Source organism: Haemophilus parainfluenzae, from assembly GCF_003252725.1.
GTDB lineage: Bacteria > Pseudomonadota > Gammaproteobacteria > Enterobacterales > Pasteurellaceae > Haemophilus_D > Haemophilus_D parainfluenzae_L.
Window position 1 is genome coordinate 286,714 of sequence record NZ_QEPO01000001.1, and the last position, 23,361, is coordinate 310,074.

Annotated in this window: 24 protein-coding genes and 1 other annotated feature; of the genes, 19 read left to right on the forward strand and 5 right to left on the reverse strand. The window is 39.8% G+C overall.

Annotation, left to right across the window (positions count from 1 at the left end; translation table 11 throughout):
- Positions 1 to 15: 15 nt before the first annotated feature.
- Together fdx and iscX are read left to right on the forward strand one after the other, a co-directional pair.
- On the forward strand, positions 16 to 357 hold the full coding sequence (fdx, locus tag DPV85_RS01480; RefSeq protein ID WP_005696659.1) for an ISC system 2Fe-2S type ferredoxin: 342 nt from the start codon (positions 16 to 18) through the stop codon (positions 355 to 357).
- On the forward strand, positions 357 to 551 hold the full coding sequence (iscX, locus tag DPV85_RS01485) for a Fe-S cluster assembly protein IscX (RefSeq protein ID WP_049366368.1): 195 nt from the start codon (positions 357 to 359) through the stop codon (positions 549 to 551). The genes fdx and iscX overlap by 1 nt, the downstream gene beginning before the upstream one ends.
- Before the next feature lie 113 nt (positions 552 to 664).
- On the opposite strand, the gene mglC is transcribed toward iscX, so the two are convergent.
- The 4 genes from mglC to DPV85_RS01510 all read right to left on the reverse strand — a co-directional run bounded on the left by mglC (position 665) and on the right by DPV85_RS01510 (position 5,469).
- Entirely contained in the window at positions 665 to 1,675 is a 1,011-nt protein-coding gene (gene mglC / locus DPV85_RS01490) for a galactose/methyl galactoside ABC transporter permease MglC (RefSeq protein WP_049373959.1), read from the reverse strand.
- Between the two features lie 18 nt (positions 1,676 to 1,693).
- Entirely contained in the window at positions 1,694 to 3,208 is a 1,515-nt protein-coding gene (gene mglA, locus DPV85_RS01495; RefSeq protein WP_165816451.1) for a galactose/methyl galactoside ABC transporter ATP-binding protein MglA, read from the reverse strand.
- Positions 3,209 to 3,286: 78 nt separating this feature from the next.
- Complete coding sequence (gene mglB / locus DPV85_RS01500) at positions 3,287 to 4,282, reverse strand: galactose/glucose ABC transporter substrate-binding protein MglB (RefSeq protein WP_049373957.1); 996 nt, start codon at positions 4,280 to 4,282, stop codon at positions 3,287 to 3,289.
- A gap of 179 nt (positions 4,283 to 4,461) precedes the next feature.
- Positions 4,462 to 5,469: a substrate-binding domain-containing protein gene (locus tag DPV85_RS01510; RefSeq protein ID WP_111326915.1), complete on the reverse strand. Its 1,008-nt coding sequence runs from the start codon at positions 5,467 to 5,469 to the stop codon at positions 4,462 to 4,464.
- Between the two features lie 215 nt (positions 5,470 to 5,684).
- Here DPV85_RS01510 and galT point away from each other — a divergent pair, with 215 nt between their 5' ends.
- The 14 genes from galT (at position 5,685) to murA (ending at position 17,447) form a co-directional block, all read left to right on the forward strand.
- Positions 5,685 to 6,731, forward strand: a complete 1,047-nt coding sequence (galT, locus tag DPV85_RS01515) for a galactose-1-phosphate uridylyltransferase (protein ID WP_111326602.1) — start codon at positions 5,685 to 5,687, stop codon at positions 6,729 to 6,731.
- A 54-nt stretch (positions 6,732 to 6,785) separates the two neighbouring features.
- On the forward strand, positions 6,786 to 7,940 hold the full coding sequence (galK, locus tag DPV85_RS01520; protein WP_111326604.1) for a galactokinase: 1,155 nt from the start codon (positions 6,786 to 6,788) through the stop codon (positions 7,938 to 7,940).
- On the forward strand, positions 7,934 to 8,959 hold the full coding sequence (gene galM / locus DPV85_RS01525; protein ID WP_111326606.1) for a galactose-1-epimerase: 1,026 nt from the start codon (positions 7,934 to 7,936) through the stop codon (positions 8,957 to 8,959). The genes galK and galM overlap by 7 nt, the downstream gene beginning before the upstream one ends.
- A gap of 167 nt (positions 8,960 to 9,126) precedes the next feature.
- Positions 9,127 to 9,366, forward strand: a complete 240-nt coding sequence (locus tag DPV85_RS01530) for a VHS/ENTH/ANTH domain-containing protein (protein ID WP_111326608.1) — start codon at positions 9,127 to 9,129, stop codon at positions 9,364 to 9,366.
- Between the two features lie 124 nt (positions 9,367 to 9,490).
- Positions 9,491 to 9,850: a hypothetical protein gene (locus DPV85_RS01535; protein WP_133253067.1), complete on the forward strand. Its 360-nt coding sequence runs from the start codon at positions 9,491 to 9,493 to the stop codon at positions 9,848 to 9,850.
- Positions 9,851 to 10,206: 356 nt separating this feature from the next.
- Complete coding sequence (corC, locus tag DPV85_RS01545; protein ID WP_111326612.1) at positions 10,207 to 11,103, forward strand: CNNM family magnesium/cobalt transport protein CorC; 897 nt, start codon at positions 10,207 to 10,209, stop codon at positions 11,101 to 11,103.
- Between the two features lie 74 nt (positions 11,104 to 11,177).
- Entirely contained in the window at positions 11,178 to 12,710 is a 1,533-nt protein-coding gene (lnt, locus tag DPV85_RS01550) for an apolipoprotein N-acyltransferase (RefSeq protein ID WP_111326917.1), read from the forward strand.
- A gap of 72 nt (positions 12,711 to 12,782) precedes the next feature.
- Positions 12,783 to 13,577 carry a phospholipid ABC transporter ATP-binding protein MlaF gene (gene mlaF / locus DPV85_RS01555; protein ID WP_049369220.1) on the forward strand — a complete coding sequence of 265 codons (795 nt, stop codon included), beginning with the start codon at positions 12,783 to 12,785 and terminating at the stop codon, positions 13,575 to 13,577.
- Entirely contained in the window at positions 13,574 to 14,359 is a 786-nt protein-coding gene (mlaE, locus tag DPV85_RS01560; protein WP_049366355.1) for a lipid asymmetry maintenance ABC transporter permease subunit MlaE, read from the forward strand. Before mlaF ends, mlaE begins: the two co-directional genes overlap by 4 nt.
- A gap of 12 nt (positions 14,360 to 14,371) precedes the next feature.
- The gene (gene mlaD / locus DPV85_RS01565) at positions 14,372 to 14,878 is read left to right on the forward strand and encodes an outer membrane lipid asymmetry maintenance protein MlaD (protein WP_049373950.1); all 507 of its coding nucleotides are present in this window, start codon (positions 14,372 to 14,374) and stop codon (positions 14,876 to 14,878) included.
- Between the two features lie 21 nt (positions 14,879 to 14,899).
- Positions 14,900 to 15,547 carry a phospholipid-binding protein MlaC gene (mlaC, locus tag DPV85_RS01570; RefSeq protein ID WP_111326614.1) on the forward strand — a complete coding sequence of 216 codons (648 nt, stop codon included), beginning with the start codon at positions 14,900 to 14,902 and terminating at the stop codon, positions 15,545 to 15,547.
- A gap of 4 nt (positions 15,548 to 15,551) precedes the next feature.
- Positions 15,552 to 15,887, forward strand: a complete 336-nt coding sequence (locus DPV85_RS01575; protein ID WP_111326616.1) for an STAS domain-containing protein — start codon at positions 15,552 to 15,554, stop codon at positions 15,885 to 15,887.
- Positions 15,888 to 15,900: 13 nt separating this feature from the next.
- Positions 15,901 to 16,158 (forward strand): BolA family protein, encoded by a 258-nt coding sequence (locus tag DPV85_RS01580; RefSeq protein WP_005697151.1) that lies wholly within the window; start codon positions 15,901 to 15,903, stop codon positions 16,156 to 16,158.
- A gap of 8 nt (positions 16,159 to 16,166) precedes the next feature.
- On the forward strand, positions 16,167 to 17,447 hold the full coding sequence (gene murA / locus DPV85_RS01585) for a UDP-N-acetylglucosamine 1-carboxyvinyltransferase (protein ID WP_111326618.1): 1,281 nt from the start codon (positions 16,167 to 16,169) through the stop codon (positions 17,445 to 17,447).
- A 57-nt stretch (positions 17,448 to 17,504) separates the two neighbouring features.
- Here murA and DPV85_RS01590 read toward each other — a convergent pair whose 3' ends face one another.
- Entirely contained in the window at positions 17,505 to 18,209 is a 705-nt protein-coding gene (locus DPV85_RS01590; RefSeq protein ID WP_111326620.1) for a YggS family pyridoxal phosphate-dependent enzyme, read from the reverse strand.
- 162 nt (positions 18,210 to 18,371) lie between these two features.
- Positions 18,372 to 18,486, forward strand: a sequence feature (Thr leader region).
- A 33-nt stretch (positions 18,487 to 18,519) separates the two neighbouring features.
- On the opposite strand from DPV85_RS01590, the gene thrA reads away from it, so the two are divergent.
- The 3 genes from thrA (at position 18,520) to thrC (ending at position 23,296) form a co-directional block, all read left to right on the forward strand.
- On the forward strand, positions 18,520 to 20,967 hold the full coding sequence (thrA, locus tag DPV85_RS01595; protein WP_111326622.1) for a bifunctional aspartate kinase/homoserine dehydrogenase I: 2,448 nt from the start codon (positions 18,520 to 18,522) through the stop codon (positions 20,965 to 20,967).
- A 12-nt stretch (positions 20,968 to 20,979) separates the two neighbouring features.
- Positions 20,980 to 21,924, forward strand: a complete 945-nt coding sequence (gene thrB, locus DPV85_RS01600; RefSeq protein WP_111326624.1) for a homoserine kinase — start codon at positions 20,980 to 20,982, stop codon at positions 21,922 to 21,924.
- Between the two features lie 97 nt (positions 21,925 to 22,021).
- A complete protein-coding gene (thrC, locus tag DPV85_RS01605; protein WP_111326626.1) occupies positions 22,022 to 23,296 on the forward strand; it encodes a threonine synthase in 1,275 nt (424 codons plus the stop codon).
- The last annotated feature ends 65 nt before the right edge of the window (positions 23,297 to 23,361 follow it).

Consider the following 23,361-nt stretch of genomic DNA (forward strand, 5'->3'; position numbering starts at 1 on the left):
ATTAAGGAAAGTAATATGCCAAAAGTAATTTTTTTACCGAATGAAGAATTCTGCCCAGAGGGTATGGTGGTTGATGCAGCAGCAGGCGACAACTTATTAGAAGTGGCACATAATGCGGGCGTTGAAATTCACCACGCTTGCGATGGTTCTTGTGCTTGTACAACATGCCATGTAGTTATTCGTGAAGGGTTTGATTCATTAAATGAAGCCAGCGATCAAGAAGAAGACATGTTGGATAAAGCATGGGGCTTAGAAATGGATAGCCGCCTTTCTTGCCAATGTGTCGTAGGTGATGAAGATTTAGTGGTGGAAATCCCTAAATATAATATTAACCATGCGAATGAGGCAGCCCACTAATGAAATGGACTGATGCCCAACTTATCGCAGAAGAGCTTTATGATCGTAATCCAGATTTAGATCCTAAAACGGTACGTTTCACGGATTTGCATAAGTGGATTTGTGAACTAGACGGTTTTGATGATGATCCAATGAAATCTAACGAGAGTATTCTGGAAGCGATTTTGTTGAAATGGTTAGATGAATACGAGTAATCGATTCGATTAAAAAAGCGAGCTGAGAGGCTCGCTTTTTGTTTTGAGAATTTACCTCAAAATAAAACCGCACTTTATTACTAAAGTGCGGTTATTTTTATCGTTGTTTTTAATTATTTTTTCTTCGCGTATTTTAAGGAGTCGATAGCAACCGCGAGGATAATAATACTACCTTTAATGATATATTGCCAGTAAGGGTTTACACCGATGTAAGTTAAACCGTAGTTAATAACGGTGAAGATGATAACACCAGTGATTACGCCGATAACAGTACCCACACCACCAGCGAAGGATACACCACCTACTACGCAGGCAGCAATCGCATCTAATTCATACATGAAACCGAGGTTGTTGGTAGCACTACCGATACGACCAGCTTCTAACATACCACCGAATGCATAGAACATACCTGCAATCATGTAAATCACAACAAGGTTACGCGCGACGTTTACGCCAGACACTTTTGCTGCTTCAGGGTTACCACCGATAGCAAAGATATTTTTACCGAAGCGTGTTTTATTCCACATTACCCAAACTAAGAATGCACAAATCGCCGCATAAATAGTGATGTAGGATAATTTGAACGAACCAAGTCTGAAGAAGCCTTGTGCGAAGTTAGAGAAAGATTCACTGAAACCTGCAATTGGTGAGCCACCTACGCCATCATAATAAAGTGAGTTGAAACCGTAAACGATGATCATGGTACCCATGGTTGCAATGAACGGGGTTACATTGAGATAAGCGATAACTAAACCATTCACTAAGCCGATTACAGCACCTACCGCACAAACAGTCAGGATAACTACTGGAATAGGAATTTCACCTAAATCCGGGAACACGCGGTTCATGTTTTCCATTGATTGTAAGAGAGTAGCAGAAATAACCGCTGCTAAACCTACTTGGCGACCGGCTGATAAGTCGGTACCTTGAGTGATAAGTAAGCCTGCAACACCTAGGGCAATAATGAGACGGACGGATGATTGAGTTAAAATGTTACTAAAGTTGCGAACATTCAAGAATGTTGGATCTTGTGCGATGATGATGCCAAGTAAAATCAACAACACAAAATAAATCGCATTTTGTTTTAAGAAATCGAATGATTTATTTTTTGGTAAGGCACTCATAATTTGTTCCTTTATGATTTATAAATATTTTGCGGCAAGTTGCAAAATTTCTTCTTGAGACGTTTTTGCCGTTTCAACGATGCCGGCAACACGACCATTACTCATGACCAAAATTCGGTCTGTTACGCCTAATAGTTCCGGCATTTCTGATGAAATCATAATGATGCCTTTATCTTTTTTAGCGAGTTCTTGAATGAGCTGATAAATTTCAAATTTTGCCCCAATATCAATACCACGAGTTGGTTCGTCGAGCATTAAGATATCTGGTTGGGTTAAAAGCCAACGGCCGATAATGACTTTTTGTTGGTTACCACCAGAAAGCGATCCAATCGTTGTTTTGTGAGAAGGTGTTTTCACGTTCATCGCATCAATCACCCATTGTGTATCGCTCGCCATTTTTTTGTTGCTGAGCAATTTCCATGGGGTGAGGTAAGATTTCATATTTGAAATCAAAGAGTTAAATTCAATACTTAGGTTTGAATAAATCCCGGTTGAACGACGTTCCTCAGTCACCAAAGCAAAACCGTGGTTAATCGCCTCAAGTGCGGTATGATTTTTCACGATTTTTCCATTGAGCTTAATCGTCCCTTCTTTTAATTCGCGTACACCAAAAATGGCTTCCACAATATCGGTTCGTTTTGCACCAACAAGACCTGCAATACCTAAAATTTCACCTTTGCGTAAATTAAAGGAAACATCTTGAATGGAAGGTTGATTCACCGCAGTTAAATGTTCCACTTCAAGCGTGATTTCTTTTGGTACGTTAGTTTTTTCAGGAAAACGTTGTGTTAATTCACGGCCAACCATCATTGAAACAATTTCTTCCATGGTGGTGCCTTTAACTTCAACGGTATTGATCCATTTACCATCACGAAGAATGGTGATTTCATCACAAATTTTGAAGATTTCATCCATTTTGTGTGAAATATAGATAATGCCACAACCGCGATCTTTTAATTTTTGAATAATTTTGAAAAGATGTTCCACTTCTTTTTCTGAAAGTGAGGATGTTGGCTCATCCATAATTACGATTTTAGCGTTATAAGAGAACGCTTTCGCAATTTCGATCATCTGCATTTGTGAAACGGAAAGTTTGGCCACTTTTTCTTTTGGATCAACATCAATATCCAATTCATCGAAAATCGCTTTGGTATCACGATACATTTTGGCGTGATCCACAAAAGGACCTTTAAGTGGGTAGCGACCCAACCATAGGTTATCCATTACACTGGTTTGACGCACCAAGTTAAGTTCTTGGTGAACCATTGAAATCCCATTTTCAAGGGCTTCTTTTGATGTTTTAAAATCAACAGGTTTGCCTAAGAATAAAATTTCACCTTCGTCTTTTGCATAAATTCCGAAGAGGCATTTTAATAATGTAGATTTACCCGCCCCGTTTTCGCCCATCAAGGCGTGAACAGAGTGAGAACGAACTGTTAGATTGGCGTGATCAAGGGCTTTTACACCGGGAAAAGACTTACTGACATCCGTCATTGTCAGTAGTACATCACTGTCTTGGGTTTGAGTTGTCATATCCAACCTCATCAAAAAAGGGGAAAGGGAATTTGGGTTTCCTTTCCCCCTAAAATTAAAGAAAAGCAATAGATTTTCTTATTTTAAGAATTCACTTAGGTTATCTTTATCTACACCAACATAAGGGATACGTACCACACGGTTTTCTAATTTCCATTGTGTACCTTCTGTTGCTGCTTTACCGTTAGCAAGATTTGCAGAAAGTTGAACAACTGCTTTACCTTGGTTAACGCCATCGTTTAACACAGTACCAGCAATTTCGCCTTTCTTAATTAATTGAAGTACTTCTGGTAATGCATCTACACCAAAGATTGGTAATTTTTTACCGTGTGCTTTGGTTGCTTCTAATGCACCTAATGCCATACCGTCATTGTTTGAAATAATCATTTCAATTTCGTTAGCTTTAGAGCTAGATAACCATGCATCCACTTTATCTTTAGCCATTGCTGCATCCCACATACCGGTATCAATAAATAATTGCTCGGTTGGAATACCTTTCGCATTTAATTGCTCAATCACATATTTAGTACGTGCTTCAGCATCTGGGTGACCTGGTTCACCTTTTAATAATACATATTGGATTTTACCGTCTTTGTTTAAGTCTAAGGCTGGCATTGCTTTCCATTGTTTTGCAATTAAATCCCCTTGGATTAAACCTGATTCTTTCGGATCGGTACCCACATAGTAAGCGTGATCATAGCTACCGATTGCTTTTGCACCAGGGTCTTTATTGAAGAAAACAACAGGAATGTCATCTTGTTTCGCTTTGTTGATAACAGTTGATGCTGCAGCTGGGTCCACTAAGTTAATGGCTAGGGCTTTTACACCTTTAGAAAGCAAACCATCTACTTGGTCGTTTTGAATAGATTGTGCATTTTGAGAGTCATTCATCAATAACTCAATGCCACCAAGGGCTTTCGCTTCTTTATCGATTTCTTTACGCATTAATGACATGAAGTTGTCATCATATTTATAAATGGTAACACCAATACGGTTATCGGCTGCGAAACCTGAAGTTGCTGAACCTAAACCGATTGCTAAAGCGACCGCACTTAATACTGCTGTTTTTTTCATAAAAACGCTCCTATTAGAGAAAGAGATTTTATTGTTGATTTTTTATATATCAAATAGAGGAATGTTGCGTACATCTATTGCAACTGAATCCATCATAACGAAATCAAAACTGTTAATCTGTGATCAAACTCACATAAATGAAAACGATTACATAGCAATGTTTAAATTTGTGATCTCCATCACGGTTTTATTGCATTTTCTACGGAAAAACGTCTCACCAATGTTGGATTAAATTGAACAACAGTCGGTGTAACAATAGACGAATCGACTAAACTTAACGCTAGTTTTGCCGCATAATTTGCCATTAAATCAATTGGATATCGAATCGTAGTGAGTTTTGGGATTAAATATCGAGCAATTGGCATATCATCAAATCCCACAATGGAAAATTGTTTCGGGACTTTGATATTGTTTTCATTTAAAACGGAAATTGCCCCCGCTGCCATTGTATCGTTATAGGCCACCACTGCGGTTAAATTGGAGTTGTAGCTCAATAAATCAATCATGGCTTTTTCACCGCCTTCAAAATCAGGCGAATTATGCACAATGGCTTGTTCTACAATGGGGAAGTTATGCGCTTCTAAGGCCTCTAAGTAGCCTTCCTTGCGCTCAGTTTCATCTAAAATACCGTGGTTGGAACCAATGTAGGCGATGTGCTTATGACCATAACGAATCAGTATTTCAGTGGCAAGATAGGTACCTTGGCGGTTATCAAGGCTGACGCAACGATTTTCATAACCCGCAATCACGCGGTTAATTACCACCATACCGGGTACATTTTCTAAATAATGTTGTAACTCTTCGTCAGAAAGGGCTTTGGAATGAACAACCAAACAGCTACAACGCTTGCGTAGCAAGGTATCAATGGCTTCACGCTCTTTTTCTGCATGATGGTATCCAATGCCGATCAAAATCGTTTTTTGATGCTCTTCAGCGACTTTATCGACCGATTTAACCAAGATAGCAAAGAACGGATCCGTTACATCGGTAACCACCACGCCAATGGTATCAGTATTTTGTACCGCCAGAGCTTGTGCATTTGCATTGGGTTGATAATTTAAGGCTTCCATTGCACGTTGTACCGAATAACGGGTTTTTTCACTTACGGAGGGAGAGTGATTAATCACCCGGGAAACAGTGGCAACTGACACGCAAGCTAATTCAGCAACATCTCGAATTGTAGGCATAACAGGGCTCTCATTCATTTTTTCATAGCAATTATCATAGTAAATTTGAATAAAATTGAAAGCGGTTACTTTCAAAAATGCTACATTCGTCACAAAAAAGTGATTGGATGAGCGGCTTATTTCCTGATTTTGTGATAATGATCACGGTTTATTTTTTTTAATTTGTTATCTTATGAGAAAATTTTTTGTAATCGTTTACATTTTGGAGCAAAAATATGAGCGAAACCGTATTTGAACCGACAGATCATCCACATCGTCGTTATAATCCGTTAATTGACCAATGGGTTTTAGTCTCGCCACATCGTGCTAAACGTCCATGGCAGGGGCAACAAGAAAAAGTGAGTGAGGAACAAAAGCCAAGCCACGATCCAAATTGTTATCTTTGCCCGCGTAATAAACGTATCACGGGCGAATCTAATCCGGATTACCATAAACCTTATGTATTCAAAAATGATTTCTCGGCTTTATTAGAAGATACACCCGCGCCAGAGCAATCAGTCGATCCTCTTTTCCAAATGGGCCAAGCTCGTGGTGAAAGCCGTGTTATTTGTTTTTCACCAGATCACAGCAAAACCTTGCCATTATTGACCGCACTTGAAATTGAAGAAGTGATTAAAGTGTGGCAAGAGCAATTGCGTGAACTGGGTCAAAAATATCAGTGGGTACAGATTTTCGAAAATAAAGGCGCGGCAATGGGATGTTCCAATCCACATCCGCACGGACAAATTTGGGCAAATAGCTTTTTACCGAATGAAGTTGCACGTGAAGATGTTGCTCAACGAAATTATTATGAAAAACACGGTTCGGTACTTTTAGTGGATTACGTTCAAAAAGAATTAGAGAAAAAAGAACGTATTGTGGTGGAAACCGAGCATTGGGTTGCGGTGGTGCCTTATTGGGCGGTGTGGCCGTTTGAAACCCTGTTATTGCCAAAAGTGCATGTAAAACGCTTAACAGAATTAACCGAGGCTCAAGCTAAAGATCTTGCCGTGATATTGAAAAAACTGGCAACAAAATACGATAACTTATTTGAAACGTCTTTCCCTTATTCGATGGGCTTCCATGCAGCACCATTTAATGGTGAAGATAACGAACATTGGCAGCTTCATGCACATTTTTATCCACCGTTATTGCGTTCTGCTACGGTTCGCAAATTTATGGTGGGTTATGAAATGCTGGGTGAAAGTCAACGAGACCTCACCGCTGAACAAGCCGCAGAAAGATTACGTGCGTTAAGCGAAGTACATTACAAAGAACGTTAAGAAATCCTTTCCCTCTTGAGTTAAGAGGGAGTGTGAAAGATAAAGGAAAATAATATGACTCCAGTCCAAAAATCCCAACACATTTTTACTCAAAAATATAATAAGCAACCTGAACTGACTGTGTATGCACCAGGTCGTGTGAACATTATCGGCGAACATACCGACTACAATGATGGCTTTGTAATGCCTTGTGCGATCAATTATGGTACAGCCATTGCGGGATCAAAACGTACTGATCATATTTGGAATGTTTATGCAGCAGATCTTGATCTTGAGGATACCTTTTCTCTTGATGAAGATTTCCCTCAAAGTGAGCAAAAATGGGCGAATTATGTGCGTGGTGTCGTTAAATTTATTCAAGAACGTTGCCCACAATTTAAACAAGGTGCTGATTTGGTGATTTCCGGAAATGTGCCACATTCTTCTGGTTTGAGTTCTTCTGCTGCTCTTGAAGTAGCGACGGGTAAGTTCTGTCAACAACTCAGTGATTTACCTTTAACACATACAGAGATTGCTTTAATTGGTCAAAAAGCTGAAAACAAATTCGTTGGTGCAAATTGCGGGAACATGGATCAATTAATTTCCGCTTTAGGAGAAAAAGATCATCTCTTAATGATTGATTGCCGTAGCTTAAAAACACAGCCAACACCTGTGCCGAAAGATGTTGCTGTTATTATTGTGAACTCAAATGTACCCCATGATTTGGTGACGGGTGAATACAATACACGCCGTTGGCAATGTGAAAAAGCGGCAGAATTCTTTGGTGTGAAAGCGTTACGTGATGTGTCAGTAGAAGAATTCCAAAAAAGAGAAGCAGAATTGACCGCACTTAATTCTTTAGTGGCTCAACGTGCACGCCATGTGGTGACTGAAAATCAACGTGTGCTTGATGCGGTTGAAGCGTTAAAACATAACGATTTAACAAAATTAGGCGAGTTAATGGGGCAATCTCACGAGTCCATGCGTGATGATTTCGAGATTACCGTGCCACAAATCGATTATCTTGTTGAACTTGCTCAATTAGTGATTGGTAAAACCGGTGGCACGAGAATGACAGGCGGTGGTTTTGGTGGTTGTATTGTTGCCCTTGCACCTCATGATAAAGTTGAAGAAGTGCGTAAAATTATTGCCGATAATTATGAGAAACAAACGGGTTTAAAAGAAGATTTCTACGTTTGCACAGCCTCACAAGGAGTGAGTCTATGCTAGAAAAAACGGCGTTCAATGCACCAGATGGACAGCCTTATCAACTTGTTCAACTCACCAATTCGAATGGCATGACCGTGCAATTTATGGATTGGGGAGCCACTTGGCTTTCTTGTAAAGTCCCCGTGAATGGTGAGTTGCGAGAAGTTTTACTTGGCTGCAAAGTGGAAGATTATCCTCATCAAACCGCTTATTTGGGTGCAAGCGTAGGACGCTACGCAAATCGTATCGCTAACGCCCAATTTGAATTGGGTGAGCGAACAATCCAGCTGGTCGCGAATCAAGGCAAACATCAATTACATGGTGGTAAAGAAGGCTTTGATAAACGCCGTTGGAAGGTGGAAGAGTGCGGTCAGAATTTTGTGCGTTTTTCCCTTGTATCTCCCGATGGTGATCAAGGTTTTGAAGGTAATGTTCAAGCTAATGTGATTTACACGCTGACCGATGAAAATAGTGTAAAAATTGAATACGAAGCAGAAAGCGATAAAGATACCGCGCTGAACTTAACAAACCACGCTTATTTCAATTTGGAAAATGCTGAGCAGGGCAGTGATGTGAGAAATCATACATTACGCCTTAATGCGGATTTCTATTTACCGGTTGATGGCGAAGGCATCCCAAATTCACCACTTAAGCATGTGGTGAATACCAGCTTTGATTTTCGTGTGGCAAAACCAATCGCACAAGATTTCCAACAAGGCGATCAAGTGGTAACAAAAGGTTACGATCATTCTTTTATCGTCAATAAAGCATGGCAAAAGCCTTGTGTATTATTGACTTCCCCTAATGAAGATTTAAGCCTTGAAGTGCTCACATCCCAAGCGGCGTTACAGGTTTATACGGGAAACTATCTTGCCGGCACTCCAACTCGTGAAGGTAGCACTTATCAAGATTTCAGTGGCATCGCACTTGAAACTCAATGCCTTCCTGATACCCCAAACCATCCAGAATGGCAAAATTATGGCGGTATTCAAAAAGCTGGTGAACGGTATTACCAGTGGACAGAGTTTAGGTTTAAATAGGTAATCCTTGAAAGTGCGGTTAAAAAATATTGTATTTTTAACCGCATTTTTTATTCTTATGAATAGAGTATTTAAGGTATATTTGAATGTATTAGGTAATAGCTTATTGATAATCTCAGAATACTAATGCTCATTTGTTGATATGTTAGTTCAATTGGGAAATAAAAATGATCAGATATAGTGAACAAGACTTTATAAATGAAATTAGATCCATGGTAAGTAATAATGCATCAGAACAGGAGATTTCTTATAGAGCCTTAGAATTGATGAATTCATCAATTGATTGGAGAGAGGAGTTTCGTGATTTTGCATTGGATCTGATTAGTATAATAGAACCTGTTTTTTATATGACAAATGATGAAATATTAGAAAATCTTAATTTGTTGGATAAAAAATATTATCCATAAAATGAATATTGGAAAATATCACCCCTGTGTAGAAGTAGAAGGATACAAAGAACCTAAAACTACAGTTTATCCAGTTATGGGAGACAAGTAGCATATGATAAATGTTAAGTTTAGTTGGATCGATATGTGGAAAGATGGATCTTTAGAACCACATTGCTCTATTCTAAATATAAATGAAGATTTAAATATAACTCATTTTTTAATTGATGATGAGGGATTAGGTATAAGCCATTTACAAAAGTGGATAAAAAATGGTCTAGAAGAGATTGATAAAATATCTAAAAAAGAAATTCTTGAATATGATATGTGGGGGCAAACTTTAGGTGCGATAATCTCGTTAGATAAAGTAACTATTTATTGGGGTGATGAAGAATATCCCGATGATTATCTTGGGTTTGACCAATTTAAGATCATTTTATCTAATTGGTATGACTTCTTACTATCTGAACCCAACATAAGTAATGAAGTTTATTTTTCAGTTTAGATTAGAGGTTTTTATGACTGTCATGCTCGGTGGACATTCCGCCTTAGGCAATATCCGTGTTGGTCGGATATTGTATACCTATCCAAATAGCGTATATCTTGCACAGATTTCCGCTTTATCTTACGTTGCATCGTGGAATTATGATTGATGTGTTGAGGTTATGGCTGATTTTCCGAAGTCAAGAACCAGAGGAAGGGTTAACGCAACGACTAGAGTTTTAAAGTAAAAGTGCGGTTAAAAATTACCATGTTTTTAACCGCACTTTATTTTCAGCCATTTAGCTTAAGTTTTTTGCGATTTTTGTCAAAATATGCTACTTTTCACACCGTCAATCCGACAGTAACACATTTAATTTTATGAACGAAGAACATTCGAGTAATCAAACTGAAACAACTAAAAAATCTTTTTTCCAATCACTTATTGGTCGCTTTTTCCAAGGTGAGTTGAAAAACCGTGAAGAACTCGTGGAAGTGATTCGCGATTCAGAACAAAACGATTTAATCGATCAAAACACTCGTGAAATGATTGAAGGAGTAATGGAAATCGCAGAGCTTCGCGTGCGCGATATCATGATTCCTCGCTCGCAAATTGTATTTATTGAATCGAATCAAGATCTCGATGCCTGCTTGAATACCATTATTGAATCAGCCCACTCTCGTTTTCCTGTGATTGCAGATACGGATGACCGCGATAATATTGAAGGTATTTTGCACGCAAAAGATTTGCTTAAGTTTTTACGTGAAGATGCGGAAGAGTTCGAACTTTCCAAGTTGTTACGTCCAGTCGTGATTGTGCCGGAAAGTAAACGTGTCGATCGTATGCTAAAAGATTTTCGCTCTGAGCGTTTCCATATGGCGATTGTGGTGGATGAGTTTGGTGCGGTATCAGGTTTGGTGACTATCGAAGATATTCTCGAACAAATTGTCGGTGATATTGAAGACGAATTTGATGAGGAAGATGTCGCAGATATTCGTCAGCTTTCTCGCCACACTTATGCCGTGCGTGCACTAACGGATATTGATGATTTTAATGCACAATTTAATACGCATTTTGATGATGAAGAAGTGGATACCATTGGTGGTTTAATCATGCAAGCCTTTGGGTATTTGCCTAAGCGTGGTGAAGAAATCACCTTAGAAAATATTCAATTTAAAGTCACTTCTGCCGATAGTCGCCGTTTAATTCAGGTACGCGTAACCGTGCAGGATGAGCATTTATCGGATATGGAAGGCGTGGAAGAACAAGCTGAGTAAGTTACTCAGTTTGACCGTATTCTTAGCCCCCTCTTTGCTAAAGAGGGGGAATGTTTTTTTGTAGTATGGATAAAATGAATAAATTAGTCGTTTATCTTATAGCCCTGATTTCTGGCGTAATTGGCGTATTTGCCTTTTCACCGTTTGATTATTGGGGATTAGCCTATGTATCCTTAGTCGGATTGCTTTTTGTGGCAAAAAATGCCAAAAAATCAACCGCACTTTTGGCCACCTTTTTGTGGTCGATGGGCTTTTTCTGTTTTGGTATAAGTTGGTTAAATGTCAGCATTCATCAATTTGGTGGGGCATCCCTTGGTGTGAGCTATCTCTTGGTGGGCTTACTTTCGGCTTACCTTGCACTTTATCCAATGCTTTTCACCTATTTAGTGCAACGTTTTCAGGTGCAAAGTGCGGTCATTTTTGCCGCGATTTGGACATTGACTGAATTCTTGCGTGGATGGGTGTTTACCGGTTTTCCGTGGTTACAATTTGGTTATACCCAAATTGACAGTCCATTTTTCGGCATCGCGCCGATCTTTGGTGTCACGGGGCTGACATTCTTTACTGTTTGGGCAAGTGCGGTCATTTTTAATTTTATTTTTGCACTATCGAAAAAACAATTGAATTTAGTCAGTGTGAATGCATTGCTATTATTGGTTGTGGGTGGATTAAGTGCTTATGCTGGTAAAGTGAATTTTGTTCAACCAAAAGAAGGTAAAGGACTAACAGTCACGCTTGCACAAGGTAATATTGAGCAAAATTTAAAATGGGATCCTGAATATCTTTATGCCACGGTAGACATCTATCAAAAACAAATTTTGGCACATTTAGGCAAGTCTGATTTAATTATTTTACCCGAGTCGGCATTGCCAACTTTGGAAAATGCGATCTCGCCATTTTTTGAAGCTTTAGATAAGGTAGCGAAAGAGAAAAATACGGAAGTGATGATTGGTACCGTATATCGTGATGAACAAAGCGGTAAATTATTAAATTCCATTGTGACGGCAGGGAATCCTGATTTTCCTTATGAGTTGACGACAAAAAATCGTTATAGCAAACATCATCTCGTGCCATTTGGTGAGTACGTGCCGTTAGAAAGTTTGTTGCGTCCACTTAATTCCGTATTTAATTTGCCAATGTCTGCGTTCCAAAGTGGCGATGCGGTACAGCCATCTTTTATGGCAAAACAACATGCTTTTGCGCCAGCTATTTGTTATGAAATTATTTTTGGTGAGCAACTTCGTGAAAATCTGAAAAAAGAAACAGATTATTTGCTGACTATTTCTAATGATGCGTGGTTTGGTGATAGCATTGGCCCTTGGCAACATCTGCAAATGGCTAGAATGCGCGCGCTCGAATTAGGTAAACCATTAATTCGTGCAACCAATACGGGGATTTCAGTGTTTATTGATGCAAAAGGCAACATTGAAGCACAAGCACCTCAATTTGAGGAAACAACACTGACCCATAAAATGGTGCCAACAGAAGGTAAAACACCTTATGCAGCATTAGGTAATTTACCTATTTATGTGTTGTCATTGATTTTTGTGTTATTACGTGGCTTCACGACGTTATTAAAACGCCGCTTGAACCTTTCACAAAAATAGCAGTCAAAACGACCGCACTTTTTTAACGTGAGAGGAAAATAAATTTCTTCTTGTAAAACCAATGAGATTTTAATGAATAAAAATCTAATCGAAGTCAAAAACTTGACCTTTAAACGAGGTGAGCGTGTGATTTACGATAACCTGAATTTAAAAGTCCAACAGGGCAAAATTACGGCTATTATGGGGCCATCAGGGATCGGGAAAACCACGCTACTGAAATTAATCGGTGGTCAGTTATATCCTGAACAAGGCGAGATTTTGTTTGATGGACAAGATATTTGTCGTCTTTCAAATCGCGAGCTTTACGAAGTACGTAAACGCATGGGAATGTTATTCCAATCAGGTGCATTATTTACGGATATTTCAACGTTTGATAACGTGGCATTTCCGATTCGCGAACATACGCGTTTGCCAGAAAGTCTAATTCGTCAAATTGTGTTGATGAAATTAGAAGCGGTGGGCTTACGTGGTGCGGCAGATTTGATGCCTTCGGAGCTTTCTGGGGGGATGGCGCGTCGTGCAGCATTGGCTCGAGCGATCGCACTTGACCCAGATTTAATCATGTTTGATGAGCCGTTTACGGGGCAAGATCCAATCAGCATGGGCGTAATTGTGAGCTTAATTAAACGCTTAAATGAGGCGCTGAATTTAACGTCTATCGTGGTTTCCCATGATGTGCAGGAAGTATTAAGCATTGCGGATTATGCCTATATCATTGCGGATAAACATGTGATTGCCGAAGGAACATCAGAGCAACTGCTGGCGAGTCAAGATCCTCAAGTGGTGCAGTTCTTGAAAGGTGAAGCAGATGGTCCGGTAAAATTCCATTATCCGGCAGGTGATTATGTGGAGGAATTATTTAAATGATCGTTGATATGATTTCTTCACTTGGACGAAGCGTAATCAAATTTTTCCGTGCATTAGGCCGTTCTGGCTTTATGTTGTTTGGTGCGTTAGTGGGTAAGCCGCAAATTCGTCAACATTTTCCTTTATTAGTGAAGCAATTACACGTATTAGGTGTACAGTCTTTACTAATTATCCTGCTTTCAGGTTTATTTATTGGAATGGTGTTGGGCTTACAAGGTTATGTGGTCTTAGTTGATTTTTCAGCAGAAACCAGCCTTGGACAACTTGTAGCGCTGTCTTTATTACGTGAATTAGGCCCTGTAGTGACCGCACTTTTATTTGCGGGTCGTGCAGGTTCAGCATTAACTGCTGAAATTGGCTTAATGAAAGCCACAGAACAACTTTCCAGCCTTGAAATGATGGCGGTCGATCCATTACGTCGAGTGATTGCGCCGCGTTTTTGGGCGGGTCTGATTGCGATGCCAATTCTTGCGCTTCTCTTTACCGCGATTGGTATTTGGGGCGGTGCGCTTGTAGGCGTAGATTGGAAAGGTGTCGATGCAGGTAGCTTTTGGTCTGTGATGCAAAATGCCGTCAGCTGGAGCTATGACATTCTAAACGGATTTATTAAAAGCGTATTTTTCGCCATTGCCGTGGTGTGGATTGCGTTATTCAATGGTTATGATTGTATTCCGACATCAGAAGGTATCAGTCAAGCCACAACCAGAACGGTTGTCCACGCATCACTTGTGGTACTTGGACTCGATTTCATCTTAACTGCCATTATGTTTGGGGCAGGCTAATAGGGTATTTTTATGCGACAAACAATTAAATATGAATTTTGGGTAGGCTTATTTTTACTACTCGGTATCGCTGCGTTAGTGTTCCTAGGCTTACGCGTAGCAAATGTACAAGGTTTTGGTGAAACAAAATCTTACACAGTGACTGCAACTTTTGACAATATTGGTGGACTAAAAGTCCGTGCACCACTTAAACTTGGTGGGGTAGTCATTGGTCGCGTGTCTGACATTACGTTAGACGAAAAATCTTACTTACCAAAAGTCAGTATCGCGATTAATGAAGAATATAAAGAAATTCCGGAAAATAGTTCGTTATCGATCAAAACATCGGGATTATTAGGCGAGCAATATATCGCCTTAAGTATGGGCTTTGATGATGGTGAAACCGCGATGTTAAAAAACGGTAGCCAAATTCAAGACACAAAATCCGCAATGGTGTTGGAAGATTTAATCGGCCAGTTCCTTTACGGTGATAAAAAAGCAGACGGTAATGCAGATAAAGCAGAACCTGAAGCCAAATAATAATCTTTATTTAGGAGATTTATGATGAAATTTACTCAGTTTAAAAAATGGTTTAGCGTGATGGCATTTGCAGTGACTGCACTTTTTGTGACTCAAACTGTACGTGCAGAAACAAGCCCTTATGTGTTGATGCAACAAGCATCAGATAAGTTATTTGCCGATATCAAAAGCAATCAGGCAAAAATTAAAAAGGATCCAAACTATTTACGTACTATCGTGCGTAACGATTTATTACCTTACGTGCAAGTAAACTATGCAGGTTCTTTGGTGCTAGGTTCACACTTTAAATCAACCACACCAGAACAACGTGAAAAATTCTTTAAAGCATTCAGTGATTTTATCGAACAAGCTTACGCGCAAGTGTTAACCGCTTACACCGATCAAAATATTCAAATTGAACCGGCTAAAGAAGTAGGTGACAAAAACCTTGTGAGTATTCGTGTAAATATCATGCAAAATGGTGGACAAGCGCCAATCAAATTAGATTTTAAATGGCGTAAAAACAGTAAAACTGGTGAATGGCAAGCTTATGACATGGTTGCTGAAGGCGTGAGCATGGTTGTCACCAAACAAAATGAATGGAGTGGTATCTTACGTCAACAAGGTATTGATGCATTAACTGCTCAAATTCAAAAATCTGCTGCAGCACCAGTGACATTGAGCAAATAAGCGAATGACTGCGTTAAAGTGGGATTTAATCCAAAATAATGATAAGATAGCTCTCCAATTATCGGGGGAGCTATCCCGCAACACGTTGTTACCATTATGGCAACAACGTGCTTCTTTTTTATCAGAAAAGCAAAACAATCAAAGTCTCATTGAATTTGATTTAACTGAAATTAATCGAATTGATTCTGCCGGTTTTGCATTATTGTGTGATTTTCTACACGATTGTGAGCAGTTACTAAATAAGAAAGTGCGGTTGATAAACCCTCCAGAACAGTTATTAACCCTTGCTGATTTAGTGAATTTATCTCATTGGATTAGCACTTTTATCGACCATAATTAAAACGGAAATCCGAATGGAACTGCAAGAAATTGAACGTATTTTAAAAGAAAGCCTGAATGTAGATGAAGTTTATGCTCAAGGTGAAAATGCACATTTTGGTGTGATTGTAGTGAGTGATGAAATCTCAGCACTTTCTAAATTAAAGCAGCAACAAACCATCTACGCGCCATTAATGCCTTATTTCCAAACTGGCGAAATTCACGCTTTAACTATTAAAACCTATACCACTGCAAAGTGGAAAATGGATCGTCTATTACATCAAGCAAGCTAGGATTTTCTATGGAAAAATTTCGTGTTTATGGCGGGAAATCTCGCTTAAGTGGTACTGTAACCATCTCAGGTGCAAAAAATGCTGCACTTCCTATTCTTTTTGCTGCAATTTTGGCAACTGAGCCGGTTAAATTAACAAACGTACCAGAACTAAAAGATATTGATACCACTTTAAAAATCTTACGTAAACTTGGCGTTGTGTCGGAGCGTGATGCTGAAGGTGCAGTATTATTAGATTGTTCTAAAATTGATCACTTCGTTGCACCGTATGAATTAGTAAAAACCATGCGTGCCTCTATTTGGGCATTAGCACCGTTGGTGGCTCGTTTTAATCAAGGTCAAGTTTCTTTACCAGGCGGTTGTTCTATCGGTGCACGTCCAGTCGATCTTCACATTAGTGGCTTAGAAAAACTCGGTGCGACCATTGAGCTTGATGAAGGTTACGTAAAAGCGGTTGTTGCTGATCGTCTTGTAGGTACGCGTATTGTGATGGAAAAAGTGAGCGTTGGCGCGACTTTATCTATCATGATGGCTGCAACACTTGCAAAAGGTACAACAATCATTGAAAACGCTGCTCGCGAGCCAGAAATTGTTGATACTGCAGACTTCCTCAACAAAATGGGCGCGAAAATTACCGGTGCAGGTACTGATCACGTTGTGATTGAAGGTGTAGAACGTTTAACTGGTTGTGAACACAGCGTGGTTCCAGATCGTATTGAAACCGGCACATTCTTAATTGCGGGGGCCATTTCTGGTGGTCGCGTGGTATGTCAAAATACCAAAGCGGATACCATGGATGCGGTGATTGATAAACTTCGTGAAGCAGGCGCAGAAGTTGAAGTCACAGAAGATAGCATTACATTGGATATGCATGGCAATCGTCCGAAAGCAGTGAATATTCGTACTGCACCACACCCAGGCTTCCCAACAGATATGCAAGCTCAGTTCACCTTGTTAAACATGGTGGCAGAAGGCACCAGTATCATTACTGAAACCATCTTTGAAAACCGCTTTATGCACATTCCAGAATTAATTCGTATGGGCGGTAAAGCTGAGATTGAAGGTAATACAGCAGTTTGTCATGGTGTTGAGCATCTTTCTGGAGCCGAAGTCATGGCAACAGATTTACGCGCATCAATCAGCCTTGTATTAGCAGGTTGTATCGCAAGTGGTGAAACCATCGTAGATCGTATTTATCATATCGATCGTGGTTATGAGCACGTTGAAGATAAACTTCGTTGCTTAGGTGCGAAGATTGAACGTTTCTCTGAAAAGAGCGAAGAAATTTAATTAAATCCAGATAAAAAAAGAGCGGTCAATTTTGACCGCTTTTTTATTTTCTATTCATTATTTTTTCGAATAATCTCTCGCCCCAAAAATGGCTGTGCCAATACGCACCATGGTCGAGCCGCATTTGATGGCACTTTGCATATCATCGGTCATTCCCATTGAAAGCGTATCAATTTGCTGATGAGGCAAAGCGGCTTTAAGTTGTTCAAATAATTGTTCCATCTGGCTAAAAGCCGCTTCTTGTTCAGTGACATTATCTGTTGGTGCAGGGAGCGCCATTAATCCACGTAAACGTAAGTGCGGTAGATTTTCAATGTGTTTTGCAAGCTCAATCATTTCACTCGGTTGAATACCTGATTTACTGGCTTCATCACTGATATTAATTTGAATTAAAACATTCAGTGGGGCTTTATTGACAGGGCGTTGTTCATTTAAACGATCAGCAATTTTTGCACGTTCTAGCGTTTGCATCCAATCAAAATGCTCAGCCACAAGACGCGTTTTATTGGATTGCAATGGGCCAATAAAATGCCATTCAAGCTGAATATTCTGTACTTCAAAATACTGAATTTTATCTACACCTTCTTGAACGTAGTTCTCCCCAAATGCTTTTTGTCCGGCTTGATAGGCTTCTAAAATGGCTTCATTAGGTTTCGTTTTAGAAACGGCTAATAAAGTGACCGCACTTTCAGGACGATGTGCAAGTTGAGTGGATGTTTGGATTTGTTGATGAATGGTTTCGAGAGCTTGTTGAATTTTCATCATTTCCTTCCTGACCAATGTAAAACTCGTTTTATTCTACACGAAAGTAATGATTTTTAGAAAAAATCTTCATTTTTTCGATTTTATGTTTGACAAGCTCGCGCTTTTTCGGTATTTCTAAACACATCTTTTTTCAAGGTAAAAATACAATGAAAAATAACCGCACTTTCACTATTACCACCATTATTATGACCATTACGACAATTAATGGGGCGGGTTAGTGCGTAGCAAACAGGATCAGGAAAACCCGCATTCAGTCTAGTGCGGGTTTTTTAATATTTAAAAATCACAACATCTTGAGGATATTATCATGCGCGTATTAAAATTTGGTGGCACTTCATTAGCCAACCCTGAGCGTTTCTCGCAAGCAGCTCAATTAATCGAAAAAGCTCATTTAGAAGAACAAGCAGCCGGTGTGTTATCCGCTCCTGCTAAAATTACTAATCATCTTGTCGCCCTCTCTGAAAAAGCCGCATTAAACCAACCAACCGATACCCACTTTAACGAAGCCATTGAAATTTTCTATAACATCATTAATGGTTTGTACGCTGAAAATAATAAATTTGATCTTGCGGGTACCAAAGCCCTCATTGATGCAGAATTTGCCCAAATTAAAGGTTTATTAGAAGAAATCCGCCAAGCTGGCAAAGTAGAAGATAAAGTTAAAGCAACCATTGACTGCCGTGGTGAAAAATTATCGATTGCTATGATGAAAGCGTGGTTTGAAGCACGTGGATACAATGTTCACATTGTTGATCCAGTTAAACAATTATTAGCGCAGGGCGGTTACTTAGAATCTTCAGTTGATATTGAAGAATCTATAAAACGCGTTGATGCGAAAAGTATCGGAAAGGATAAAGTTGTCTTAATGGCAGGTTTTACCGCTTGTAATGACAAAGGCGAATTAGTGTTATTAGGTCGTAACGGTTCTGATTATTCAGCAGCTTGTTTAGCTGCTTGTTTAGATGCGTCTGTTTGCGAAATCTGGACTGATGTAGACGGCGTTTATACTTGTGATCCACGTTTAGTACCAGATGCACGTTTATTACCAAGCCTTTCTTATCGTGAAGCAATGGAGCTTTCTTATTTTGGTGCGAAAGTGATCCATCCGCGTACAATTGGTCCATTATTACCAAAACAAATTCCATGTGTAATTAAAAATACGGGTAATTCATCTGCGCCAGGTTCTGTGATTGATGGCCATGTAAAATCTGAAGAGTTACAGGTGAAAGGGATTACTAACCTTGATAACGTGGCAATGTTTAACGTTTCAGGTCCAGGTATGCAAGGTATGGTGGGAATGGCTGCTCGTGTCTTCTCTGCCATGTCGAAAGCAGGGATTTCGGTCATTTTAATCACGCAGTCTTCTTCTGAATACAGCATCAGTTTCTGTGTGCCAGTGAAATCAGCGGATGCTGCGAAAGCAATCTTAGAACAAGAGTTTGCTGCAGAATTAAAAGCCCATGAATTAGAACCGATTGAAGTTGCAAAAGATCTTTCTATTATCTCTGTTGTGGGCGATGGCATGAAACAAGCTAAGGGTATCGCAGCTCGTTTCTTCTCTGCATTGGCTCAAGCGAATATCAGCCTAGTCGCGATTGCACAAGGTTCTTCTGAGCGTTCAATTTCAGCGGTAGTGGCGCAAAATAAAGCGATTGAAGCTGTGAAAGCGACTCACCAAGCCCTTTTTAATAATAAGAAGGTCGTCGATATGTTTCTAGTCGGCGTAGGTGGGGTAGGCGGTGAATTGATTGAACAAATCAAACAACAAAAAGAGTACCTTGCAAAGAAGGATATTGAGATCCGTGTTTGTGCCTTAGCGAATTCAACAAAAATGCTTTTAAATGAAAACGGATTGAATTTAGATAATTGGAAAGCTGATCTTGAAAATGCAACCCAACCTTCTGATTTCGATGTGTTGTTATCTTTCATTAAATTACATCACGTAGTGAATCCAGTCTTTGTCGATTGTACAACGGCTGAATCGGTCGCAGGACTTTATGCGCGAGCGTTAAAAGAAGGCTTCCATGTGGTAACCCCAAACAAAAAAGCGAATACCCGTGAATTAGCCTATTACCATGAATTACGTCGTAATGCACAAGCAAGCCAACATAAATTCTTATACGAAACTAACGTAGGGGCAGGCTTACCGGTTATCGAAAACTTACAGAACTTATTGGCTGCAGGTGATGAACTTGAGTATTTTGAAGGCATTTTATCTGGCTCACTTTCTTTCATCTTCGGCAAATTAGAAGAAGGACTTTCTCTTTCAGAAGTGACCGCACTTGCACGTGAAAAAGGCTTTACAGAACCAGATCCTCGTGATGATTTATCGGGGCAAGATGTGGCACGTAAATTGCTTATTTTAGCGCGTGAAGCAGGTCTAGAACTTGAGCTTTCCGATGTGGAAGTGGAGGGAGTATTACCGAAAGGCTTCTCTGAAGGCAAATCTGCTGATGAATTTATGGCGATGTTGCCACAATTAGACGCGGAATTTAAAGCACGCGTTGAAGCCGCGAAAGCGGAAGGCAAAGTATTGCGCTACGTAGGCCAAATTAAAGATGGCCACTGCAAAGTGTCAATCATTGCCGTGGATCAAAATAACCCATTGTATAAGGTGAAAGACGGTGAAAACGCCCTTGCGTTCTACACTCGTTATTATCAACCAATTCCGTTGCTATTACGTGGTTATGGTGCGGGTAATGCCGTGACTGCAGCAGGTATCTTTGCGGATATTTTAAGAACATTACATCACTAAAAAGGACATAATATGTTAAGAATTTATGCTCCCGCATCGAGTGCAAATATTAGTGTAGGGTTTGACACATTAGGCGCAGCCATTTCACCAATTGATGGTTCATTATTAGGTGATGTCGTACAGATTGACTCTATTCCAAGTGGTTTTGAGCTCGAAAGTGCGGGCTATTTTGTGCGTAAATTGCCAAAGGAACCACAAAAAAATATCGTGTATCAGGCCTATGTACTGTTTAGTGAGCAATTAAAATTACGCAATGTGAGAGTCAAACCATTGCGTTTGACCCTTGAGAAAAATATGCCGATTGGTTCGGGATTAGGCTCAAGTGCGTGCTCAATCGTAGCTGCATTAGTGGCATTAAATAAATTCCACGATGAACCATTCTCAAAAATGGAATTGTTAGAAATGATGGGGGAGCTAGAAGGTCGTATTTCAGGTTCGATCCATTATGATAATGTGGCACCTTGTTACTTAGGCGGTGTGCAATTTATGGTACAATCCCTCGGTAACATTTGCCAAAAACTGCCATTTTTTGATAATTGGTATTGGGTCTTAGCTTATCCAGGCATTGAGGTTTCAACCGCTGAAGCGCGCGCAATTTTACCGAAAAGCTACACACGTCAAGATGTGATCTCTCATGGTCGTCATTTAGGTGGCTTTGTGCATGCATGTCACACTCATCAAGAAAACCTGGCAGCGATGATGATGAAAGATGTGATTGCGGAACCTTATCGTGAAGCTTTATTACCAAATTTCGCAGAAGTGAAACAAGCTACTCGTGATTTAGGCGCATTAGCAACGGGGATTTCAGGCTCTGGCCCAACGATTTTCTCCATCGCACCTGATTTACAAATCGCAACAAAACTGGCGACTTATTTAGAAAATCATTATTTACAAAACAATGAAGGTTTTGTGCATGTTTGTAAAGTCGATAATGATGGCGCGAGAGAGCTCGGTTAAACAATAAATCGCTTTTATCCCCTTTTTTATATTTTTATCCCCTTTTTATAAGAGGGGAATAACATTTTATTAAAACTCTATAATTAACGGATATACAATGAATTTGTACAATATCAAACACCCTGAAGAACAAGTAAATTTTGCGCAAGCAGTACGTCAAGGACTTGGTAAAGATCAAGGTTTGTTCTTTCCAGAAACCATCCCCGCTTTAACCAATATTGATGAGTTATTAGCCTTACCATTGGTTGAACGTAGCCAAAAAATTCTTGGCACCTTAATCGGTGAAGAATTGCCGAAAGCCACTTTGGATGCGATGGTGAAAAATGCGTTCACCTTTACGGCACCATTAGAAAAAGTGGAAGACAATATTTATGCCCTTGAATTATTTCATGGTCCAACTTTAGCATTTAAAGACTTTGGTGGTCGTTTTATGGCGCAGGCGCTCGCTGCGGTGCGTGGTGATGGCAAAATCACCATTTTAACAGCGACATCTGGAGATACTGGCGCAGCGGTTGCCCACGCATTTTACGGTTTGGAAAATATCAATGTCGTGATTTTATATCCTAAAGGCAAAATCAGCCCATTACAGGAAAAACTATTCTGTACTTTAGGTGGGAATATCCGCACTGTTGCGATTAATGGCGATTTCGATGCGTGCCAAGCGTTAGTCAAACAAGCGTTTGATGATGCCGAACTACGTCAAGCAATTGGTTTAAACTCAGCAAACTCCATCAACATTAGCCGTTTATTAGCGCAAGTATGTTATTACTTTGAGGCGGTCGCGCAATTACCAAAAGAAAAACGTGATAATGTCGTGGTTTCTGTACCAAGTGGTAACTTCGGTAATTTAACCGCAGGGTTAATCGCGAAAACATTAGGTTTGCCAATTAAACGCTTTATTGCATCAACCAATGCGAACGATACTGTGCCGCGTTATTTAGAATCAGGTAACTGGGCACCTAAAGCGACTGTAGCCACGCTTTCTAATGCGATGGATGTCAGTCGTCCGAACAACTGGCCACGTGTAGAAGAACTATTCAAACGCAATGGCTGGAATTTAAGTGATTTAGGTTCAGGTATGTTAAGCGATGGCGAAACAGAAGAAACCTTAAAAGCGATGTACGCAAAAGGTTATTTATGTGAACCACACGGTGCGATCGCCTATCAAGTATTGAAAGACCAACTTAAAGCGGATGAAACCGGTATTTTCTTATGTACGGCACATCCAGCGAAATTTAAAGAGTCTGTGGAGCGTATTCTTTCGCTCGATCTTCCATTGCCGGAAGCGTTGGATAAACACAATAAATTACCATTACTTTCTGATGAAATGGATGACGATTTTGCACAATTACGTGCATATTTGTTGAAATAATAAAAAGTGCGGTTGATTTTGACCGCACTTTTATTTTGTCACTCAAAAGGGCGGGATAAACGCCC

Bases quoted from the DNA above. Each gene is read 5' to 3' on its own strand.
- DPV85_RS01535 (WP_133253067.1), top strand. From the start codon at position 9,491: ATGTGGAAAGATGGATCTTTAGAACCACATTGCTCTATTCTAAATATA.
- mlaC (WP_111326614.1), top strand. From the start codon at position 14,900: ATGATGAAATTTACTCAGTTTAAAAAATGGTTTAGCGTGATGGCATTT.
- thrC (WP_111326626.1), top strand. From the start codon at position 22,022: ATGAATTTGTACAATATCAAACACCCTGAAGAACAAGTAAATTTTGCG.
- iscX (WP_049366368.1), top strand. From the start codon at position 357: ATGAAATGGACTGATGCCCAACTTATCGCAGAAGAGCTTTATGATCGT.
- mglC (WP_049373959.1), bottom strand. From the start codon at position 1,675: ATGAGTGCCTTACCAAAAAATAAATCATTCGATTTCTTAAAACAAAAT.
- galT (WP_111326602.1), top strand. From the start codon at position 5,685: ATGAGCGAAACCGTATTTGAACCGACAGATCATCCACATCGTCGTTAT.
- DPV85_RS01590 (WP_111326620.1), bottom strand. From the start codon at position 18,209: ATGAAAATTCAACAAGCTCTCGAAACCATTCATCAACAAATCCAAACA.
- thrB (WP_111326624.1), top strand. From the start codon at position 20,980: ATGTTAAGAATTTATGCTCCCGCATCGAGTGCAAATATTAGTGTAGGG.
- mlaD (WP_049373950.1), top strand. From the start codon at position 14,372: ATGCGACAAACAATTAAATATGAATTTTGGGTAGGCTTATTTTTACTA.
- murA (WP_111326618.1), top strand. From the start codon at position 16,167: ATGGAAAAATTTCGTGTTTATGGCGGGAAATCTCGCTTAAGTGGTACT.
- fdx (WP_005696659.1), top strand. From the start codon at position 16: ATGCCAAAAGTAATTTTTTTACCGAATGAAGAATTCTGCCCAGAGGGT.
- DPV85_RS01580 (WP_005697151.1), top strand. From the start codon at position 15,901: ATGGAACTGCAAGAAATTGAACGTATTTTAAAAGAAAGCCTGAATGTA.
- galK (WP_111326604.1), top strand. From the start codon at position 6,786: ATGACTCCAGTCCAAAAATCCCAACACATTTTTACTCAAAAATATAAT.
- DPV85_RS01530 (WP_111326608.1), top strand. From the start codon at position 9,127: ATGATCAGATATAGTGAACAAGACTTTATAAATGAAATTAGATCCATG.
- mlaE (WP_049366355.1), top strand. From the start codon at position 13,574: ATGATCGTTGATATGATTTCTTCACTTGGACGAAGCGTAATCAAATTT.
- mlaF (WP_049369220.1), top strand. From the start codon at position 12,783: ATGAATAAAAATCTAATCGAAGTCAAAAACTTGACCTTTAAACGAGGT.
- mglA (WP_165816451.1), bottom strand. From the start codon at position 3,208: ATGACAACTCAAACCCAAGACAGTGATGTACTACTGACAATGACGGAT.
- galM (WP_111326606.1), top strand. From the start codon at position 7,934: ATGCTAGAAAAAACGGCGTTCAATGCACCAGATGGACAGCCTTATCAA.
- thrA (WP_111326622.1), top strand. From the start codon at position 18,520: ATGCGCGTATTAAAATTTGGTGGCACTTCATTAGCCAACCCTGAGCGT.
- corC (WP_111326612.1), top strand. From the start codon at position 10,207: ATGAACGAAGAACATTCGAGTAATCAAACTGAAACAACTAAAAAATCT.
- DPV85_RS01575 (WP_111326616.1), top strand. From the start codon at position 15,552: ATGACTGCGTTAAAGTGGGATTTAATCCAAAATAATGATAAGATAGCT.
- mglB (WP_049373957.1), bottom strand. From the start codon at position 4,282: ATGAAAAAAACAGCAGTATTAAGTGCGGTCGCTTTAGCAATCGGTTTA.
- DPV85_RS01510 (WP_111326915.1), bottom strand. From the start codon at position 5,469: ATGCCTACAATTCGAGATGTTGCTGAATTAGCTTGCGTGTCAGTTGCC.
- lnt (WP_111326917.1), top strand. From the start codon at position 11,178: ATGAATAAATTAGTCGTTTATCTTATAGCCCTGATTTCTGGCGTAATT.